This window comes from Amycolatopsis sp. GA6-003 (assembly GCF_046267895.1).
Taxonomy (GTDB): domain Bacteria; phylum Actinomycetota; class Actinomycetes; order Mycobacteriales; family Pseudonocardiaceae; genus Amycolatopsis.
The window spans coordinates 5,918,144-5,934,912 of record NZ_CP176499.1 but is presented as its reverse complement, the minus strand read 5'-3'; the positions used below and the strand labels follow the sequence as shown (position 1 = coordinate 5,934,912).

16 protein-coding genes and 1 riboswitch are annotated in these 16,769 nt (G+C 68.5%); of the genes, 7 read left to right on the top strand and 9 right to left on the bottom strand.

Annotation, left to right across the window (positions count from 1 at the left end; genetic code table 11):
- Positions 1–21 precede the first annotated feature (21 nt).
- The gene (locus tag F9C12_RS26850) at positions 22–1,467 is read left to right on the top strand and encodes a M1 family metallopeptidase (RefSeq protein ID WP_409184563.1); all 1,446 of its coding nucleotides are present in this window, start codon (positions 22–24) and stop codon (positions 1,465–1,467) included.
- Positions 1,464–2,069: a pyroglutamyl-peptidase I gene (gene pcp, locus F9C12_RS26845; protein ID WP_409462207.1), complete on the top strand. Its 606-nt coding sequence runs from the start codon at positions 1,464–1,466 to the stop codon at positions 2,067–2,069. Before F9C12_RS26850 ends, pcp begins: the two co-directional genes overlap by 4 nt.
- A 4-nt stretch (positions 2,070–2,073) precedes the next feature.
- Here the strand turns inward: pcp and F9C12_RS26840 are convergent, their stop codons facing one another.
- The 3 genes from F9C12_RS26840 to F9C12_RS26830 form a co-directional block, all read right to left on the bottom strand.
- Complete coding sequence (locus F9C12_RS26840; RefSeq protein ID WP_409462206.1) at positions 2,074–3,858, bottom strand: Hsp70 family protein; 1,785 nt, start codon at positions 3,856–3,858, stop codon at positions 2,074–2,076.
- Positions 3,859–4,061: 203 nt separating this feature from the next.
- On the bottom strand, positions 4,062–5,051 hold the full coding sequence (locus F9C12_RS26835) for a hypothetical protein (protein WP_409462205.1): 990 nt from the start codon (positions 5,049–5,051) through the stop codon (positions 4,062–4,064).
- A 65-nt stretch (positions 5,052–5,116) separates the two neighbouring features.
- A complete protein-coding gene (locus tag F9C12_RS26830) occupies positions 5,117–7,666 on the bottom strand; it encodes an ATP-dependent Clp protease ATP-binding subunit (RefSeq protein ID WP_409184558.1) in 2,550 nt (849 codons plus the stop codon).
- 361 nt (positions 7,667–8,027) lie between these two features.
- On the opposite strand from F9C12_RS26830, the gene F9C12_RS26825 reads away from it, so the two are divergent.
- Positions 8,028–8,843, top strand: coding sequence for a (2Fe-2S)-binding protein (locus F9C12_RS26825; RefSeq protein WP_409462204.1), 816 nt, complete (start codon positions 8,028–8,030; stop codon positions 8,841–8,843).
- 18 nt (positions 8,844–8,861) lie between these two features.
- Here F9C12_RS26825 and F9C12_RS26820 read toward each other — a convergent pair whose 3' ends face one another.
- Complete coding sequence (locus tag F9C12_RS26820; RefSeq protein WP_409462203.1) at positions 8,862–9,431, bottom strand: TIGR03086 family metal-binding protein; 570 nt, start codon at positions 9,429–9,431, stop codon at positions 8,862–8,864.
- A gap of 68 nt (positions 9,432–9,499) precedes the next feature.
- Between F9C12_RS26820 and F9C12_RS26815 the strand changes: the two genes are divergently transcribed.
- Positions 9,500–10,327: a DUF6597 domain-containing transcriptional factor gene (locus F9C12_RS26815; RefSeq protein ID WP_409184555.1), complete on the top strand. Its 828-nt coding sequence runs from the start codon at positions 9,500–9,502 to the stop codon at positions 10,325–10,327.
- A gap of 122 nt (positions 10,328–10,449) precedes the next feature.
- On the opposite strand, the gene F9C12_RS26810 is transcribed toward F9C12_RS26815, so the two are convergent.
- Together F9C12_RS26810 and lysS are read right to left on the bottom strand one after the other, a co-directional pair.
- Positions 10,450–10,803: a histone-like nucleoid-structuring protein Lsr2 gene (locus F9C12_RS26810; RefSeq protein ID WP_037354752.1), complete on the bottom strand. Its 354-nt coding sequence runs from the start codon at positions 10,801–10,803 to the stop codon at positions 10,450–10,452.
- 162 nt (positions 10,804–10,965) lie between these two features.
- On the bottom strand, positions 10,966–12,474 hold the full coding sequence (gene lysS / locus F9C12_RS26805; protein WP_409184554.1) for a lysine--tRNA ligase: 1,509 nt from the start codon (positions 12,472–12,474) through the stop codon (positions 10,966–10,968).
- An 82-nt stretch (positions 12,475–12,556) separates the two neighbouring features.
- Between lysS and F9C12_RS26800 the strand changes: the two genes are divergently transcribed.
- A complete protein-coding gene (locus F9C12_RS26800) occupies positions 12,557–13,315 on the top strand; it encodes a class I SAM-dependent methyltransferase (RefSeq protein WP_409462202.1) in 759 nt (252 codons plus the stop codon).
- Between the two features lie 49 nt (positions 13,316–13,364).
- Positions 13,365–13,428, top strand: a riboswitch (guanidine-III (ykkC-III) riboswitch).
- Positions 13,429–13,462: 34 nt separating this feature from the next.
- Positions 13,463–13,777: a DMT family transporter gene (locus F9C12_RS26795; protein WP_409184552.1), complete on the top strand. Its 315-nt coding sequence runs from the start codon at positions 13,463–13,465 to the stop codon at positions 13,775–13,777.
- 3 nt (positions 13,778–13,780) lie between these two features.
- Here the strand turns inward: F9C12_RS26795 and F9C12_RS26790 are convergent, their stop codons facing one another.
- On the bottom strand, positions 13,781–14,635 hold the full coding sequence (locus F9C12_RS26790) for a sigma-70 family RNA polymerase sigma factor (protein WP_409462201.1): 855 nt from the start codon (positions 14,633–14,635) through the stop codon (positions 13,781–13,783).
- A gap of 87 nt (positions 14,636–14,722) precedes the next feature.
- On the opposite strand from F9C12_RS26790, the gene F9C12_RS26785 reads away from it, so the two are divergent.
- On the top strand, positions 14,723–15,457 hold the full coding sequence (locus F9C12_RS26785; RefSeq protein ID WP_409184550.1) for an SDR family oxidoreductase: 735 nt from the start codon (positions 14,723–14,725) through the stop codon (positions 15,455–15,457).
- Here F9C12_RS26785 and F9C12_RS26780 read toward each other — a convergent pair.
- Positions 15,454–16,227 (bottom strand): type III pantothenate kinase, encoded by a 774-nt coding sequence (locus F9C12_RS26780; protein ID WP_409184549.1) that lies wholly within the window; start codon positions 16,225–16,227, stop codon positions 15,454–15,456. The genes F9C12_RS26785 and F9C12_RS26780 overlap by 4 nt on opposite strands.
- A 43-nt stretch (positions 16,228–16,270) precedes the next feature.
- Complete coding sequence (panD, locus tag F9C12_RS26775; RefSeq protein WP_409184548.1) at positions 16,271–16,765, bottom strand: aspartate 1-decarboxylase; 495 nt, start codon at positions 16,763–16,765, stop codon at positions 16,271–16,273.
- Positions 16,766–16,769: the final 4 nt, after the last annotated feature.

Below are 16,769 nucleotides of genomic sequence, written 5' to 3'. Positions count from 1 at the left end.
CCCGCAGACACAGGAGCGCCCATGAGAGCACTGCACCGCTGGCATCGCCCGGCAGTGACCGTCGCAGCCACCCTCACCGCGTTGACGCTCGGCACCGGGATCGCGTCCGCCGGACAGAACGGCTGGGACAAGCCGACCCCCGGCTCGGACGGCGCCGGAGACAGCTACTACCCGCAAGACGGCAACGGCGGGTACGAGGTCTCCGACTACGACCTCAAGATCAACTACGCTCCGGACACCCACCAGCTCGCCGGCGTCCAGACGGTCCACGCGAAGGCGACCCAGTCGCTCAGCTCGTTCGACCTCGACCTCCGCGGCCTCACCGTCGACGCGGTCCGGGTCAACGGCGCGCCCGCCAAGTTCACCCGCACCGGCGACCACGAACTCGTGATCACGCCGAAGATGCCGCTGTGGAAGGGGCTGCCGTTCACCGCCGAGGTCGCCTACCACGGCGTTCCGGTGGCGATCGAGGACCCGAACCTCGGCAAGAACGGCTGGCAGTTCACCGAGTCCGGCGGCGCGTTCGCCGCCGGCGAGCCGAAGTCGGCCACCACCTGGTACCCGGTCAACGACACCCCGCGCGACAAGGCGAGGTTCCGGCTGTCGATCACCGTCCCGAGCGAATGGGGCGTGATCGCCAACGGCCGCGAGGTCGCCAAGTACCGGACGCGGTCGGGCACCACGCACGTCTGGGCCGAAAACACCCCGACCGCCTCCTACATGACCACGGTCGCGATCGACAAGTGGACCTTCAACAAGCGCCAGCGCGCGGACGGCACCCCGATCGTCAGCGCGTACGCGCCGGGCACCACCGACGCCACGAAGCAGGCCGACGCGCAGCTGCCCGAGGTGATCGACTTCCTCGAATCGAAGTTCGGCAAGTACCCGGTGGACGCCGCGGGCGGCATCTACCTGACCGAGCCGATCGGGTTCTCGCTCGAGACGATGAGCCGGCCGATCTACTCCGGCCGCGCGGGCAACATCGGCACGATCGTGCACGAGAACGCGCACCAGTGGTGGGGCGACACCGTCGCCGTCGACCACTGGAAGGACGTGTGCCTCAACGAATGCTTCGCGTCCTACGCGACCTGGCTGTGGGCGCAGAAGAACGGCACCGACCTCGACGCCAAGTACCTCAACACGGTCGCGTCGGCCAGCGACGCGTTCTGGGACGGCAAGCTGTACGACATGGGACCCGGCCACGAGTTCACCTACGTGTACTCCAAGGGCCCGGTCATGCTGCACGCGCTCAGCAAGTATATGGGGCAGGATGCGTTCGACCAGGTGCTGAAGACCTGGAACTCCGTGCACCACGACGGAAACGCGAGCATGCAGGACTTCCAGAAGTACTGTGAGAAGGTGTCCGGCATGGACCTGCAGGGCTTCTTCGACGCGTGGATCTACGGCAACGGCAAGCCGTCGGACGAATTCCTTTACCCGGGCGACCTGAAGCCGGCCGCCAAGTGACAGTTCTGCTGACCGGGTTCGCGCCCTTCGACGGAGCGGCGACGAATCCTTCTTGGCAGGCAGCTTCGCTGGCAGCGGCGCGGCGGACGGACACGGTGGCGGTAGAGCTGCCGTGCGAGTTCGACGCGTCGCTGCCGGCGCTGCGCGCCGCGATCCTGGCGCACCGGCCGGAACTGGTCGTGTGCGCCGGGCTCGCCGGCGGGCGCGAGCACGTCACGCCGGAGCGGGTGGCGATCAACCTGATCGACGCCCGGATCCCGGACAACGCGGGTGCCCAACCGGTCGACGTGCCGGTGGTCCCGGGCGGGCCGTCCGCGTACTTCACCACGCTGCCGGTGAAAGCGGCGGTCGCGGCGATCGAGTCGGCGGGGCTGCCCGCGGCCGTGTCGTACACCGCCGGGACGTACGTGTGCAATCAGGTCTTCTACGGCCTGCTGCACCTGATCGCGACGGAGTTCCCCGGCCTGCGCGGCGGTTTCGTGCACGTGCCGGAGGAAGCGCGGCTGCCGCTGGACTCGACCGCGCGAGCGCTCGAACTCGTGGTGGACACCGCGCTGACCGTGCACGAGGACGTGGCGACCTCGGCAGGCACCCTGCACTGAGCCTTTATTCGCCAGGCTGGACGGTCTGCTCGAAGAACTGCACCAGATCCCGCGGCCGCCGGCTCGTGTGCGACGGGCTGGTGTCCATCACCGTGCCGACCACCGGAATGCCGTCGGCCTGGTAAACCAGCAGCCCCAGCTTCGGCCCGACCCCGGCGACGTACCGGCCGCTGAGCCCGGTGCGGGTGCGCCAGGTGTCGGTCTCGATCCGGCCGGTCATGTCCTTGCGCGCGCTCGGCTCGACCTGGGCGAGCGTCAGCCCCTCGTGGAACGCGACGGTGGTCTTGTCCGGGAAACGGCACAGCGCGGTGCGTACCGCGCCCAAGGCTTTCGCCAGCTCGGGGTCGTCCGAGCAGGTGGCGCGGGTTTGGATGGTCGGACCGGCCAGCCGGCGGATGCACTTGGTGAGGCCGTTTTCGCCGGGGAGCGCGGGCTGGGATCCGGCGCAGGTGACGGTGTTCGGCGGGGTGACTGGTTGGTTCGCGGCGGGTTTGTCGTCGCCGCGAGTGGCGAGAACGGCGGTCACGATCCCGGCGACGACGAGCACGGTCAGTGCGATCGCGCCGAGGACGACAGGTTTGCGGGACTTCTTCTGGGGCGGCCGCGGCCATCCCGGAGGCGGCATGGGTGCTGGTGGCCGCTGGTTCAACGCGGGCTGCTGCTGGACGGGTTGTTGCTGAACGGGTTGCTGCTGGACGGGTGGCCAGGAGGCCGGAGCCTGCGGTGCCTGCACAGGTGCCCGCTCGTCCACGTGATGCAACCCGAACGCGACGGCCGTCTCCGGCTGGTCCTCGGTAGTCGGAACCACGCCCAGCGTCGACCCGACCAACGAGGCCAGCAACGGCATCCGGCTGGGCCCGCCGACCAGATACACGCCGCCGAGCCGATCCGGCGTCAGCCCGGCCCTCGCGATCGTCGCCGCGAGCATTTCCGTACTGCGCAACAGATTCGGCCGGACCAGCGCTTCCAATTCGGCCCGGGTGACCAGAACGTCGCCGAACGGATCCGGCATCGGTACTTCGGTGTGCGCGTGCCGGGAGAGACTTTCCTTGGCGTCGCGGACATCTTGGAGCAAGACCCGCCGCATCCGCCGGTCGCTGGTCGTCTGCGGACGCAAAAGCCGTTGCCACTGCGCCGGATCCGCGTGCGAGACCGACCGTCCAATGTGTACTAACAGGGCTTGGTCGATGTCAAGACTGCCGAGATCCGGCAACCCGTCCTCCGCCAGCACCGCGGTACCCGCGCCGACGACCGCGCAGTCGAACGTGCCCGCCCCGAGGTCATACACCGCGATCGGGCCGCTGGGCACGCCTTGCTCGCGCAGAGTCGCGTAATGCGCCGCCGCCGCGACCGGTTCCGGCACCAGCCGCACCTGGACGAACCCAGCCTTCCCCGCCGCCGCGCGCAGAATCTGCTGCCGCTGCGCGCCCCAGCCCGCTGGATGCGACAACCGCACCTCGTCCGGAACGCCGGAAAGCTGCCGCTCGGCCTCCTCGCCCATCCGCCGCAACACCGCGGCGAAGGCGTCGACGACCGGCACCACCCGATCGCCGAGCAGCAGCTCACCGTCGTCAATCCGCCGTTTGGGATACGGCTCGAACCGGCTGGGATCCAGCCGAGCCCGCCGCTCCGCGTCCTGCCCGACGACGAGCCGCCCGTCCTCCTCCGCGTACACCGCGGACGACATGGTGACCGACCCGTCGACCTCAATAGCCCGCGGGCCACGCCCAAAGGCCGCCAAGACGCCGACCGTGCTGGAAGTACCGAAGTCGATCGACAGGACGTCCACGCAGCTCCCCTCCCCGAAACCCCCACCGCATCGTCTCACGATCGTCGGTGACAGATGTAGAGGCGCACGCCGCCGCGGAACTGATCGCCGAATGAGGCGGCCAGGTCACGCTTGACGGCTGGGTGGAGAGATCCGGCTGCCCTGCTTCACCGAGCGAATCACCGGGCGCTGCCGCGGGATCGCCCTCGGCCAGTAGCCGCCGCCTACCCCGCGAAAGTCGCCGCCGGAAAAGGCGTCTCCCGGTCCTCCAGCAACCGCCCGTAAAAATCGTTCATCACCACCGCCACCGCGGCATGCCGCGCCACCAGACCGGCTACCGGGGCGGGCAACGGAAGCTCCCCAGCGGCCGCGCGGCGCACCGCGGTCAAGCGGCTCTCCCGGTCCCACGTCCCGCACACCTGGGTCACCAGCCAGTTCACCAAGTGCATCGACCCGTAAGCCCGGTCATGCTCCGCGTTCAGCTCCGCGAACGCCAGTTCCTCCGCCGTCAGATCGAACCGCCGCGCGAACGCCAGCCCGAAATCCGTCAGCACGAACCGCTCGCCGTCGGTCAGGAAGTTCTCGAAGTGGTTGTCGAAGTGCAGGACGCCCTGTGCCCGAAGGAACGAGAGCGTCTGGTCGACCTGCGCCGCGAGTCGTTCCGCCTGATCCAGATGAGCAGGCAGCCACCGGTGCACGTTGGCCGGAAAATACTCACAGAACAAAACCACGCTCGAAGACGAATCCCGCAATTCCGTGAGCCGCCGGCGGACCGCGGCGGAACCGCCCCAGTATTCGACGTCCTCCTCCAGCGGCCGGTCCGGCACCCGGCCAGCGGGGACCGGCAGGATCCGCCAGTGGTGCAGCAGGGGGAAGTTCTCGCACGAACCACTGAGCACCCAGCCGTTCGCCATGACGTGCAGCGCCAGCTCCCGCCACGCCGAACCCTCCGGCGAGCCGAGGCCGTAATGGCAAAAGGCGGGCAGGCCATACAGATTGGCAGTGGAACGCGGATGCTGAAGCTCCAGCGAAGTGAGCGGCACCCGCTTCGCGAAAACCGGAACCCCGTCGACGTCCAGCCGCGACCCAGTGCCGCCGATTCCCTCGGACAGCACCTCCGCGGACTCCAGCCGCTCAGCGAGCTGACGGTCGCTCAGCAGCGAAAGCGCGGTGCTCGCCGTGGCGTGCCGCGAGATTCTCGAAGAAGTCCCCATGAAGACGACAGTAGAGAAAAAGGGCGGCCCCAGACCTGGGAGCCGCCCTTTTTCCGCTAGCTAATTCACTCGTTCTCGGCTTCGCCGTTCTCGGCGGCGCCGATGCTCACCGGCGGAGCGTCGGGAACCGAGGACGGACGCTTCTCCCCGCGGAAGGTGAAGTGCGCCTCGTCGTCGCGGTCCTCCGGGTTGCCGCTCCAGCCCTCGACGTCGACCACGATGATCTGCCCCGGCTCGACCTCGCCGAACAGGATCTTCTCCGACAGCTGGTCCTCGATCTCGCGCTGGATCGTGCGACGCAGCGGCCGGGCGCCGAGCACCGGGTCGAAGCCGCGCTTGGCCAGCAGCGCCTTCGCCTTTTCGGTGAGCTCGATCTCCATGTCCTTGGCCTTGAGCTGCGTCTCGACCCGGCCGATCATCAGGTCCACCATCTGGATGATCTGTTCCTGGTTGAGCTGGTGGAAGACGATGATGTCGTCGATCCGGTTCAGGAACTCCGGGCGGAAATGCTTCTTCATTTCCTCGTTGACCTTCTGCTTCATCTTCTCGTAGCGGTTGGTCGAATCCGCTCCGGAGGAGAAGCCGAGGCTCACGGACTTCGAGATGTCCGAGGTGCCCAGGTTCGAGGTGAAGATCAGCACGGTGTTCTTGAAGTCGACCGTGCGGCCCTGGCCGTCGGTGAGGCGGCCGTCTTCGAGCACCTGCAGGAGGGTGTTGTAGATCTCCTGGTGCGCCTTCTCGATCTCGTCGAAAAGCACCACCGAGAACGGCTTGCGCCGCACCTTCTCGGTCAGCTGCCCGCCCTCTTCGTAGCCGACGTAGCCCGGAGGGGCGCCGAAGAGCCGCGAAGCGGTGTAGCGGTCGTGGAACTCGCCCATGTCGATCTGGATGAGCGCGTCGTCCTCGCCGAACAGGAAGGACGCCAGCGCCTTCGACAGCTCGGTCTTACCGACACCGGACGGGCCGGCGAAGATGAACGAACCGGACGGGCGCTTCGGGTCCTTCAGACCCGCACGCGTACGGCGGATCGCCTGGGAGACGGCCTTGACCGCGTCCTCCTGGCCGATGATGCGCTTGTGGAGCTCGTCCTCCATGCGCAGCAGCCGGGTGGTCTCCTCCTCGGTGAGCTTGAACACCGGGATGCCGGTCCAGTTGGCCAGCACCTCCGCGATCTGCTCGTCGTCCACCTCGGCGACGACGTCGAGGTCGCCGTCCTTCCACTGCTTCTCGCGCTCGCCCTTCTGGCCGAGGAGCTGCTTCTCCTCGTCGCGCAGGCGCGCGGCCCGCTCGAAGTCCTGCGCGTCGATCGCGGACTCCTTGTCCCGGCGGACGTCGGCGATCTTCTCGTCGAACTCGCGCAGGTCCGGCGGAGCGGTCATCCGGCGGATGCGCATCCGGGCCCCGGCCTCGTCGATCAGGTCGATCGCCTTGTCCGGCAGGAACCGGTCGTTGATGTAGCGGTCGGCCAGCGTGGCGGCCGCGACCAGCGCCGAGTCGGTGATCGAGACGCGGTGGTGCGCCTCGTACCGGTCGCGCAGGCCCTTCAGGATCTCGATCGTGTGCTCGAGCGACGGCTCGCCCACCTGGATCGGCTGGAAGCGGCGCTCCAGCGCGGCGTCCTTCTCGATGTACTTGCGGTACTCCTCGAGCGTGGTCGCGCCGATCGTCTGCAGTTCGCCGCGGGCCAGCATCGGCTTCAGGATCGACGCCGCGTCGATCGCGCCCTCGGCCGCCCCCGCGCCGACGAGCGTGTGCAGCTCGTCGATGAACAGGATGATGTCGCCGCGGGTCTTGATCTCCTTGAGCACCTTCTTCAGGCGCTCTTCGAAGTCGCCGCGGTAGCGGGAGCCGGCGACCAGCGAGCCGAGGTCGAGGGTGTAGAGCTGCTTGTCCTTGAGCGTCTCGGGCACCTCGCCCTTGACGATGCTCTGCGCGAGCCCCTCGACGACGGCGGTCTTGCCGACGCCCGGCTCGCCGATGAGCACCGGGTTGTTCTTGGTCCGGCGGGACAGCACCTGCATGACCCGCTCGATCTCCTTGCCGCGCCCGATGACCGGGTCGAGCTTGCCCTCGCGGGCGAGCACGGTCATGTTGCGGCCGAACTGGTCGAGCACCAGCGAGGAGGACGGCGTGCCCTCGCCGCGGCCGGAGCCGCTCTCGGTGGACTTCTCGCCGGTCTGGTAGCCGGACAGGAGCTGCAGCACCTGCTGGCGGACCCGGTTGAGGTCCGCGCCCAGCTTCACGAGCACCTGGGCCGCCACGCCCTCGCCCTCGCGGATCAGGCCGAGCAGGATGTGCTCGGTGCCGATGTAGTTGTGGCCGAGCTGCAGCGCCTCGCGCAGCGACAGCTCCAGCACCTTCTTCGCCCGCGGCGTGAACGGGATGTGCCCGCTCGGAGCCTGCTGGCCCTGGCCGATGATCTCCTCGACCTGCTGGCGCACGCCCTCGAGGGCGATGCCCAGCGACTCCAGCGCCTTGGCGGCGACACCCTCACCCTCGTGGATCAGACCCAGGAGGATGTGCTCGGTGCCGATGTAGTTGTGGTTGAGCATCCGGGCCTCTTCCTGGGCCAGGACGACCACCCGCCTCGCGCGGTCGGTGAACCTCTCAAACATGCGCACTCCCTCGACTGCTGCGTCGGCGGCCCGTAACCTCCGCGGATCGCGCCCGCGGCGGACAGCACCGTGAGACCACTCTAGTAGCCAAGCGGACGCGCTTGCGTACCACTACGGCAACCGGGCAGCCCGTTCGCATCCGGGCGGCGACCCGGTCGGTCGCCGCTGTCCATCCGGTTGCGCTGCATCTTTACTCCTCTTCGAACGTACGGGACCGGATCAGGATTCCGCTGGGATACCCCTGTCCGCTCAGCGCGAACACCCCTGCGCGTCCGGGTGGTCTCCCCCCTTGGCCACCCGATTGGCGCAACCTTCCCCCGTCTGTAAGGTTAGGCACACCTAATGAGACGGGAGGTGGTCAGTGAACCCGCAGCGCTCGCGCGACGACGCCCGCGAGATCGGCGACGGTCTCGATTCCTCCCTGCGGCGCGTCAGCGCCCGGTACGAGTTGCGCCGCGACGTCCCCGAGGACTGGTTCCGCTGCGCTGACCTGCTGGACCAGCCCGAGTTGTTCGGCGAATGGCGCTCCCGGCTGACCGACTGGCTCCTCGACCAGCACGGCGCGGCACCCGCGCGAACCGCGGCCAGCTACGTGATGTCTTGGTACCTGTACGTCCCCGCGTACGTAGGCGCGTTGCTGCTGCACCACGAGCGCCGGGTGCCGTCGCTGAAGCCGGAACAGCTCGCGTTCGGCCTCGGCCCCGATCGTCCGCACCCCGAGGGCATGGCCGTGCTCAGCGACGCCTTCTACTGCCTGCCCACCGACCCGGGCAGCGTCCGTCCAGAGGCCACCGTCGTGCGCGACGAACGCGCGCTGGCCGCGGTGCTGCGCGCGCAGTTCATCGGCCACGCTGCCCGCTTCGTCCGCGCCTATGCCCCCGGCACCCGGCTCGGCCGCCGCATGCTCTGGGCGGCCGCTACAGACGCGCTGGACGGCGCGCTGTGGCGGGTCGGCAAGCAAGGCGGGACGACCGAGGCCGAAGGCGCTGGCGTCGCGGACGCCGTGCTGGTGCTCGACGCGCAGTACCGCCCGCTGACCTCGGCGTCCACCTTGCGCATGGCGATCAACGACGAAGGCCACCGGGTTTGGGAGCGACGACGGGAGAGCTGCTGCTTCTCCTATCTCCTGCCCGGCGAAGCGGAATGCGAAAGCTGTCCGCGCGTCTGCCGCCGATGATCTCCATCGAGTGAAATCTCAGGCGTACGGGTCCCGGCCCGTCGCGCCCAGCGCCCGGTGCAGCACCGGCGCGGTTTCCGGCACCGGAACCTCCGGGCCGAAGACCCCGCCCTTGCGGGCCTCTTCGCCCATCCCCTTCGCGAACGCGAGCACCGCTTCGGCGGTTTCGTCCGAGCAGTTCAGCTCGGTACCACTCGCCCGCGTCAGGTCCCAGGCGTGCACGACGAGTTCGCCGAGCACCATGTCTCCGACAACCGCGGCAGGCAGTTCCGAGCCGCCGAAGGTGATAGTGCCGGTCCACGCTTCCGGGGGAGCGAGCGCGGCGAGGACGTCGTCCAGCATCGCTCCCAGAGACTTCGGCCAGTCTTCCCCGACGAGAGAGGCTTCGGCTTCGGTCGGCGCGGGCGGTTCGTAAGGCTCGTGCCGGATCGCGGCGGCGAGCCACGGGCCCCAGTAGAGAAGGTGGTTGAGAAGGCCGCGAACGTCGTAGTCGGCGCATGCGGTGGGCGCGGTCAGCGACGGGGCGGCCGCCGCGACGCGCCGCAGTTCGGCGGCGGCCGGGGCGAGCAGTCCGGAGTGATTCGACATGCGCCCGAGCCAACCACCCGGGCTCGGCGGCCGTCTTGAAATTACGCGACGCACTACTGTTTTCAGCCATGCGGCGGATCCCGAGCGGCATCCTGAACGAGCGGACGGCTCGCACCAAGTTCACGCTGACCCGGCATCCGCCCGCCCCGGAACTGCGCGATTTCGTGGAACACCACTGGATCCTGCGCTGGGACCTGACCGAACCCCACGAACAGCACGTGCTGCCGAATCTGTCGGTGCACGTGACGTTCTTCCCCGGCGCGTGCGGGGTTTACGGTCCGGCGCACCAGCTTTTCACGCACCGGCTCAGCGGACGCGTGCACGGGATCGGGGCCCGGATCCGGCCCGGATGTTTCCGTCCGTTCCTCGGCGCCCCGGTGCGTACGCTCGCCGACCGCTCGGCCGGCGTGGCCGAGATCTTCGGGCCGGACGCCGCGGTCGCGGAAAAAGCCGTCCGGAATGCGCGGACCGACGCGGAAATGATCACTGCAATCGACAACTTGCTGATCGCATCCCGCCGCCCCATTCCCCGGGCGACCCGGCTGGCCGCGGAGGCGGTGGAAACAATCGCGGCGGATCCCGAGATCACCAAGGTCGCGGAACTGGCCTCGGCACTCGGACTGTCGATCCGGGCGGTGCAGCGGTTGTTCGCCGAGCACGTCGGAACAACGCCGAAGTGGGCGATCCGGATTTACCGGCTCAACGAAGCCGCCCGGTTGCTCGCCGCACCGATCCCGCCGGATTACGCGGATCTGGCGACTCGGCTGGGCTATAGCGACCAACCTCACTTCATCCGCGATTTCCGCGCGGTGACCGGAGCCCCGCCGGCGGAGTACGCCCGTTCGGCTCGGCGGCTGATGTCGGGCACGCCGGACGGCGCAAAGCCGGGAAACTAATCCGGAACGGCAAACGGCCGCCGGGAATGTTCCCGACGGCCGTTCGGCGTGGAGCCGCGAAGACTGGCCTCTCCCGGTTCGCTAACCGGAGGACCGCATCCGCGAGTTCCGGAAATGCCCGGTCAGTTCTTCTTGTGGTAAGCCTCGACGACCTCCGACGGGATGCGCCCGCGGTCGGAAACCTGGAAACCGTTCTTGCGGGCCCACGCGCGAATCGCCTGGTTCTGCTCGCGGTCGACCGCGGCCGGGCGGGCCGGGGATTTGCCGCCGGCGACCGGGCGCAGCGGCGCGCGCTTGCGGCCGCCCGCGCGGCGCGCGTGCTCGACATACTGCGCCAGCGCGTCGCGCAGTTCCTCGGCGTTTTCGCTCGACAGGTCGATCTGGTAGCTCACACCGTCCAAACCGAACTCGACGGTCTCTTCCGCCTCACTGCCGTCGAGGTCGTCGACCAGAGAGACCAGCACCTTCTGTGCCATCTGATTCCTCCTGCGGGGCTTGCCCGAATGATCTGGCTACATGATCTGGTTTCGGGGCAAGCCCCGAGCTACAGAAGTCTTTGACACCCATATTAATACCCGCTTGCCCCGCCGTAGGCAAATCCGCATTGAGAAAATCTCGACCGCGCGGCGAACGGCGACCTATTCGGGCCGGACGAGCGGGAAGAGGATCGTCTCGCGGATACCGAGCCCGGTGAGTGCCATGAGCAGCCGGTCGATCCCCATTCCGACCCCGCCGCTCGGCGGCATTCCGTACTCGAGCGCGCGCAGGAAATCCTCGTCGAGACGCATCGCCTCGCTATCCCCGGCCGCGGCGAGCCGCGCCTGTTCGGTGAGCCGCTGCCGTTCCACGACCGGATCCACCAGCTCGGAGTATCCGGTGGCGAGTTCGAATCCGCGCACGTACAGGTCCCACTTCTCGGCCACGCCCTCCCGGCTGCGGTGCTGCCGGGTGAGCGGCGACGTCTCGAGCGGGAAATCCCGGACGAATGTGGGCGCGTGCAGTCCGTCGCCGACGAGGTGTTCCCACAGTTCCTCGACCAGTTTGCCGTGCGCTAGCTTGGGATCCACCTCGATCTCGCGCGCCGCGGCGATCTTGTGCAGTGCTTCGGCGGGAGTATCCGGCGTCACTTCCTCGCCGAGCGCTTCCGACAGCGACTCGTACATCCCGAGGGTCGTCCATTCGCCGGAAAGGTCGTACTCGGTTCCGTCGGCGAGAGTGACGACCTGGGTGCCGAGCACGTTCTCCGCGGCCTCCTGGATGAGTTCGCGGGTCATCACGGCATTCGTGTCGTAAGTGGCGTACGCCTCGTAGTACTCGAGCATCGCGAACTCCGGCGAGTGCGAGGAGTCGCTGCCCTCGTTGCGGAAGTTCCGGTTGATCTCGAAAACCTTCTCGATCCCGCCGACCACGCAGCGCTTGAGGTACAGCTCCGGCGCGATGCGCAGGAACAGCTCGAGGTCGAACGCGTTGGAATGCGTGACGAACGGCCGGGCCGCGGCCCCGCCGTGCAGCGTCTGCAGCATCGGCGTCTCGACCTCGGTGAATCCCCGGCGGTGGAACGACTCGCGCAGCGAACGCATCACGCCCGACCGCGTGCGCACCACGTCGCGGGCGCGCGGGCGCATAATCAGATCGACATAACGCTGCCGGATTCGCGTTTCCTCGGCCAGCTCCTTGAACGCCACCGGCAGCGGGCGCAACGCCTTCGCCGCGATCTGCCAGCTGTCGGCCAGCACGGAAAGCTCGCCGCGCTTGGAAGTGATCACTTCGCCGTGCACGAATACGTGGTCGCCGAGATCGACATCGGACTTCCACGCGGCGAGAGACTCGGCTCCGACCTGGGCGAGACTCAGCATCGCCTGCAGTTCCGTGCCGTCGCCCTCACGAAGAGTGGCGAAACAGAGTTTGCCGGTATTGCGGAGAAACATGACGCGACCGGTGACGCCGACCATCTGACCGGTGCTGGTGTCGGCTTCGAGACCGGAATGTTCGGCACGGATCTGCGCGAGAGTGTGCGTGCGCGGAACCTCTACCGGGTAAGGATCGGCGCCCTCCGCGATTATCCGGTCGCGCTTGTCCCGGCGCACCCGCATCTGTTCGGGCAGGTCGGCATCGGGCAGTGCGTCGGACGCGGGGAATTCGGTCATGGCCATAGCGTACGAAGCCGCTGGTGAACCGCGTCAACCGGATTCCCCTTACGGGGCACTCACGGTATTAGGGTGGTTACTCGTGAGCGATCCCGACGCGGAACTGCGCGCCCGGCGGGCTTCTTCGTTCGGCGGCCAGGCGAGCGCCTACGCCCGGCACCGCCCGGACTATCCGCGGGCGGCACTCGAATGGGGCATGTCCGGAGCAAACCGACCGGTACGCGAGGTGCTGGACCTGGCGGCGGGCACCGGAAAACTCACCGAGGGACTGGCCGGGCTCGGCCGCTCGGTGACCGCGGTGGAACCCGATCCGGGCATGCTCGCCGAACTGACGCGGCGGCTGCCCGGCGTGCGCGCGCTGCCCGGCAGGGCCGAGGACATTCCGCTGCCGGACGAATCAGCGGACGCGGTATTCGTCGGCCAGGCGCTGCACTGGTTCGATTTGGCCCCGGCGTTCGCGCAGATCCGCCGGGTGCTGCGGCCCGGAGGGGTGGTGGCCGCGCTGTGGAATCACGACGACGAATCCGTGCCGTGGGTGCTCGAATTCTCCCGGCTGATCCGCACCGGCGTCAGCCGCGGGTTCGCCGATCCGGACCGGCGGCTGCGCGCGGACGGCTTCGGCCCGTTCGAACACGCCCGCTTCGCCCACGCTCACCGCCGCTCGATCGAATCCCTGCTGGCGACCGTGGCCACGCATTCGCATCTGCTGGTCGCCTCCGCACCAGAGCGGGAGCGCCGGCTCGCGGAAGCGCGGGCGTACCTGGAATCTGTTCCGCATGCCGGAACGGGCGAATTCGACTATCCACTGGTCACCACGGTTCTGCGGGCCCGCCGAAGCTGAGCCGGCGACCGAAATCACCACCTCGCGCCGGCTCCGGAGTGCTAATTTCGGAAGCGGCGGTGCTGCCGCCCCGGACGAGCGCGTCGTACCCGGTCACGACAAGACGGCGCAGTGGACGTATCCGTCACTGCGAAAGGTTCTCCTGCCATGGCCTGGCTCGTTCTCGTTGTTTCCGGATTTCTCGAAACCGTGTGGGCCGCGGCGCTCGGCGCCTCGAAAGGCTTCAGCAGGCTCTGGCCGAGCCTGCTCTTCGGCGGTGCGCTGCTGCTCAGCATGTCCGGCCTCGCGTATTCCTTGCGCGAAATTCCGCTCGGCACCGGATACGCGGTGTGGGTCGGCATCGGCGCGGTGGGGACCGCGGTTTACGGCATCGTCGCGATGAACGATCCGCTCACCGTCGGCCGGATCACCTGCCTCGTGCTGATTGTCGCCGGGGTCGTCGGGCTGAAACTGTTCCACTGACCTTCACCCGAGCGCGATCTCCAGCCCGCGCAGCCGCTCCGGCGCGGAAATCACGTCGATCCCGGCGATCAGGTCGCCGTCGAAAGCGAACTTGAGAACCACGGCGAGCCGGCCGCGCGGGGCGAGCACCAGGCCGGGAACGCCGTCGACCACCGCGACCCGCGTGCTGCGCGCGAGTTCCGAAGCGAGCAGCGCGCCCTTGCTGACCGCTCGGACACCGCGCAGCACCACCGGCGCCGCGCCGGTGTCCGAGTGCAGCACGACGTCGGGATCGAGCACTTTCAACAGTCCCGCGAAATCTCCCTCGCGAGCAGCGGCCAGGTACGCCTCGACGACGCCACGCCGCTTGCTCGCGTCCGCTGGCGCGGCTTCTCCTCCGCGCACCCGGCGACGGGCCCGGCTGGCCAGCTGCCGGACCGCCGCCGGGCTGCGGTCGAGAATCTGCGCGAGGTCCTCGAACGGCACCGCGAACATGTCGTGCAGCACGAACGCGATCCGCTCGGCCGGGCCAAGGACGTCGAGCACTACCAGCATCGCCAGGCCGACGGAATCGGCTAACTGGGCTTCTTCGGCGAGGTCCGCGCTGTCGTCGCCGCGGTCGAGCGGGAACGCGTCCAGGGAGTCCTCGCGACGGCGTTCCCGCGAGCGCAACAGGTTCAGGCAGACCCGCGCCACCACAGTCGTGAGCCAGGCGGGGAAATTCTGCACTTCGGAAAGGTCCGCGTGGTCGACGCGCAGCCAGGCTTCCTGCACCGCGTCGTCAGCCTCGGCGAGCGAGCCGAGCATGCGATAGGCGACCCCGCGCAACCGCGGCCGCTGCTCCTCGAATTGGACCGCGAGCAGGCCTTTTCGGTCCACCTGTCACATCTCCTTCACGGCCGGGTTCATCCCAGTAGGACACCCCCAGTGCCCGACCAGCGGCACTGTACCCGGAAGGAAATGCCCATGACGACGATCTTGGTCACCGGCGGCACCGGAACTCTCGGCAAACTGGTCGTTCCCGCCCTCCACGACGCGAAGGTGCGCATCCTCAGCCGCAAAGCAACCGGCCCCGACCGGTTCGCCTGCGACCTGACGACCGGCGAAGGCCTTGCCCCCGCGGTCGACGGAGCGGACGTGATCGTGCACTTGGCAGGCGGTCCCAAGGGCGACGACGTGGCGACCGCGAATCTGGTCCGCGCCGCCGAACGCGCCGGAGTCAGCCACCTGGTTTTCATTTCGGTGATCGCCGCCGACGCGGTGCCGCTGGGCTATTTCCGCCGCAAGCACGAGGCCGAAAAGCTCGTCGCCGCGTCGGAAGTGCCGTCGACCGTCCTGCGCGCGGCCCAGTTCCACGGGTTCTGCCTCAATGCCGTGCGGGCGGTGGCGAAACTGCCGGTCGTGCCGGTGCCCGCGATCAATTTCCAGCCGGTCGACGCCCGGGAAGTGGCCGAGCGGATCGCGCGGCTGGCGCTCGGCGACCCGGCCGGGCGGGTGCCGGATCTGGCCGGGCCCAAGGTGTACGGCATGGGCGAACTGGTCGACAAGTATTTGCGGGCCAGCGGGCGACGGCGGCTGAAAATGCCGATGCGCGTTCCCGGAGCGGCCGGAAAGGTCTATCGCGCCGACGGCAACCTCAACCTCGACGCGGACACCGGCGTCCGCACCTTCGAGGATTACCTCGCCGAGCAGTTCGGCTAACGCACATTCCGTTCGTACACCAGCCGGAGGCCGAGCAGCGTCAGGTCCGGCACGTGCTCCTTGATCGTCTCGGATTCGCCCAGTACCAGCGGGGCGAGCCCGCCGGTGGCGATCACCGTGACCGGATCCGTGCTGTCGGCCTGCAATTCGCGCACGATCCGCCGGACGAGCCCGTCGACCTGGCCGGCGAAGCCGTAGAGGATGCCGGACTGCAGGCATTCCACGGTGTTCTTGCCGATCACCGAACGCGGCGGGACGAGTTCCACCTTGCGCAGCGCGGCCGCGCGGGCGGCGAGCGCGTCCACCGAGATCTCGATGCCCGGGGCGAACGCCCCGCCGAGGAATTCGCCCCGGGCCGAGATCGCGTCGACGTTCGTGGAGGTGCCGAAATCGACCACCACGCACGCGGTGGCGTGCAAATGGTGCGCGGCAAGGGTGTTCACGAGCCGGTCCGCGCCGACTTCCTTCGGATTGTCCACCAGCAGCGCGACGCCGGTGCGCACGCCGGGCTCGACGACGATCTTCGGCACCCGCGCGTAATAGCGGCCGAGCATCACCCGCAATTCGCGCAGCACCGCGGGCACTGTGGACAGTGCGCTGATCCCGGTGACCGCGTCGGCGTGCGGGCCGAGCAGTCCGCGCACGGTGAGCGCGAGTTCGTCGGCGGTCATCCGCGCGTCGGTGCGCATCCGCCAGTCACTGACCAATTCGGTGCCGTCGTAAAGCCCGAGCACGATATTGGTATTGCCGACGTCGACAGTGAGCAGCAACGAGGTCTTCCTTACTGCGGCTCGCGACCGCCGCCGGTACAGGTCAGTTTTCGGCGTGCAGCAACGCGTCGAGACGGCGCGCGTCCGCGGTTTCGGCCACCGGGAAGGTCATCGTGTCCTCTTCGGGCAGCGTGACCGTGCCGCTCAGCAGGCCCGATCCGTCCGGGGCGTGCGCCGGGTCGGTTCCGCGTTCGACGATCCGGTTGTAATCGTCCACAAAGATCACTCGCGGCCGGTAGGCGCGCGCCTCCGCGTCGTCCATCTGCCCGTAGGCGATCAGGATCACCAGGTCGCCCGGGTGCACCAGATGCGCCGCGGCGCCGTTGATGCCGATCACTCCGCTGCCGCGCTCGCCGGTGATGACATAGGTTTCCAGCCGGGCGCCGTTCGTGACATCCACAATGGACACCTGCTCGCCCTCGAGCAGATCGGCGGCCTCCATCAGGTCCTCGTCGACCGTGACCGAACCCACGTAGTGCAGGTCGGCCTGGGTCACCGTGGCCCGGTGGATCTTCGATTTCAGCATCGTGCGATACATCGTG

Bases quoted from the DNA above. Each gene is read 5' to 3' on its own strand.
- panD (WP_409184548.1), bottom strand. From the start codon at position 16,765: ATGTATCGCACGATGCTGAAATCGAAGATCCACCGGGCCACGGTGACC.
- F9C12_RS26795 (WP_409184552.1), top strand. From the start codon at position 13,463: ATGGCCTGGCTCGTTCTCGTTGTTTCCGGATTTCTCGAAACCGTGTGG.
- F9C12_RS26785 (WP_409184550.1), top strand. From the start codon at position 14,723: ATGACGACGATCTTGGTCACCGGCGGCACCGGAACTCTCGGCAAACTG.
- F9C12_RS26815 (WP_409184555.1), top strand. From the start codon at position 9,500: ATGCGGCGGATCCCGAGCGGCATCCTGAACGAGCGGACGGCTCGCACC.
- lysS (WP_409184554.1), bottom strand. From the start codon at position 12,474: ATGACCGAATTCCCCGCGTCCGACGCACTGCCCGATGCCGACCTGCCC.
- F9C12_RS26810 (WP_037354752.1), bottom strand. From the start codon at position 10,803: ATGGCACAGAAGGTGCTGGTCTCTCTGGTCGACGACCTCGACGGCAGT.
- F9C12_RS26820 (WP_409462203.1), bottom strand. From the start codon at position 9,431: ATGTCGAATCACTCCGGACTGCTCGCCCCGGCCGCCGCCGAACTGCGG.
- F9C12_RS26830 (WP_409184558.1), bottom strand. From the start codon at position 7,666: ATGTTTGAGAGGTTCACCGACCGCGCGAGGCGGGTGGTCGTCCTGGCC.
- F9C12_RS26850 (WP_409184563.1), top strand. From the start codon at position 22: ATGAGAGCACTGCACCGCTGGCATCGCCCGGCAGTGACCGTCGCAGCC.
- F9C12_RS26835 (WP_409462205.1), bottom strand. From the start codon at position 5,051: ATGGGGACTTCTTCGAGAATCTCGCGGCACGCCACGGCGAGCACCGCG.